2 protein-coding genes and 1 CRISPR repeat array are annotated in these 1,813 nt (G+C 66.1%); both genes read left to right on the plus strand.

The annotated features are described in order from the left end of the window. On the plus strand, positions 1-296 hold a 296-nt coding region (locus tag C2142_RS37140), incomplete at its 5' end, for an IS3 family transposase (protein WP_194235858.1). Between the two features lie 60 nt (positions 297-356). Next, a CRISPR array of direct repeats spans positions 357-711; the repeat unit is 30 nt; unit sequence CGTTGCAAGCCCTCCAGGGCTGATGACCAC. Between the two features lie 354 nt (positions 712-1,065). After that, positions 1,066-1,749 carry a CRISPR-associated endoribonuclease Cas6 gene (gene cas6, locus C2142_RS37145; protein ID WP_241003049.1) on the plus strand — a complete coding sequence of 228 codons (684 nt, stop codon included), beginning with the start codon at positions 1,066-1,068 and terminating at the stop codon, positions 1,747-1,749. Positions 1,750-1,813: the final 64 nt, after the last annotated feature.

Consider the following 1,813-nt stretch of genomic DNA (forward strand, 5'->3'; position numbering starts at 1 on the left):
CCTACTCAAAGCTTGAGGCGAGCATGGGCACGGTCGGGGACTCGTTCGACAATGCCCTGGCCGAGAACTTCTGGAGCGTGTTGAAGACCGAGTGCGTGCGCCGCACGACCTTCGCGACCCGCACCGACGCCGACCTGGCACTGTTCGCCTATATCGACGGGTGGTACAACACCCGGCGCATTCAGAAGCGCCTCGGCTGGCTCAGCCCGGACGAGTACGAGGCGAAGCACTACGCCAGCCAGGCGACGGCCGAACCAGTGACCGTCGAACCACCCACACCCGCCCTGACCAGCTAATCAGCACCTCCCGCACACCGGGGGAAGCTCAGGTCGAGGGTCTTGGTGCCGTACAGGCAGTGTTGTAAGCCCTCCAGGGCTGATGACCACGGGCTGTCTGCCACACCTCCTGGTCATCGATTGTCTCGTTGCAAGCCCTCCAGGGCTGATGACCACGGCATCAGCACCCTGACCCGTCACCTGGTCACCGCGTTGCAAGCCCTCCAGGGCTGATGACCACTGGATCGCGGTCGTCACCACACTGCTGGGGCGCACGTTGCAAGCCCTCCAGGGCTGATGACCACGCGCGTCTAGGCCCTTGATGTGGCCGAACAGCTTGGCGTTGCAAGCCCTCCAGGGCTGATGACCACGCGGGGCCAGATGGACAGCGCGGCCATGGCATCGGCGTTGCAAGCCCTCCAGGGCTGATGACCACCCGAGGGTAAAGCACCAGGTCGCCGGGTGTGGCGATTGTACGGGTGCTGGTTGTTCTGCAGCGACCTGCCGGTAGTGCATCGTCGCTGGTCAGGACGATTTCTGGAGACCTTGTTCGTAGTTGCAAGCTGTTCATGGTTCGTGTCGCGGGGCGTCGGTGCAGCTCCGCGGCCCGTGCCGACCGAACCGCGATGACAGAAGTGAATCTCGAACTTGTAGCACATACGGACAATTATCGGTGTAATTAGTGAGAAAGCAGAGGATTTCTTTCCATAGTCAACTAGGCTTCTCTGTCGATGCGTTGAGCGAGTGATGTGATCATTTTGGGCTCCTGGAGGGCGCGGTGCGGGTGAGGGTGGATGTCACGCCGGATACGTCGAGCGTGCGGTGGGAAGACTTGCACGGGGCGGCGCGTGGTGTGGTGTATCAGCTGCTGAGCGGCCAGGACGAGACTCTCGCCCAGGCGTTGCACGACGGGGGGTGGCAGGGGAAGTCGTTGAAGCCGGTGGGGGTGGCGGGGCCGCTGTTCGCTGGTGCGCCGCACCGCAAGGGCGTCTACACCACGTCGCGGGAGGGGTCGGTGTGGTTCGGGTCGCCGGTCCCGGAGATCGCCTCAGTGCTGGTGCGCGCGTTGGCGTCCTGCGAGGAACTGGCGTGGGGCGGGACGCGGTTGAGGGTGCGGGGGCTGGCGATGGACATGGACACGGTGGTGCCAGCAGGGGAGGGGCTGGTGGAGCTGGAGACGGTGACGCCGGTGGTGCTGAAGCACGAGGGCAGAAACCTGCTGCCGGGCGACGAGCACTACTTGGACCGGTTGCAGCACAACCTGGCGCACAAGGCGGACCTGCTGGGTCTGCCGGCGCCGCGGGGTGTGCGGGTGTTGGAGGCCGGTCCGCGGCGGCGGTTCACGGTGCGCGGGGCGCCGCGGATCGGCGCGCGGGTGCGGGTCGTGATGGAGGCCGACGGCCGGTTCGCGAACGCGGTTCGTTCGTGGGGGCTGGGCCTGGACACGATCCAGGGGTTCGGATGGGTCAGGTGAGCGCGCTAGTTGCGACGGGCCATCCGCTGCAGCGGGCCGGGGCGTGGGCGGTGGCCGTCCTCGC

Origin of the sequence: Streptomyces sp. CB01881 (genome assembly GCF_002953255.1) — a bacterium.
Taxonomy (GTDB): domain Bacteria; phylum Actinomycetota; class Actinomycetes; order Streptomycetales; family Streptomycetaceae; genus Kitasatospora.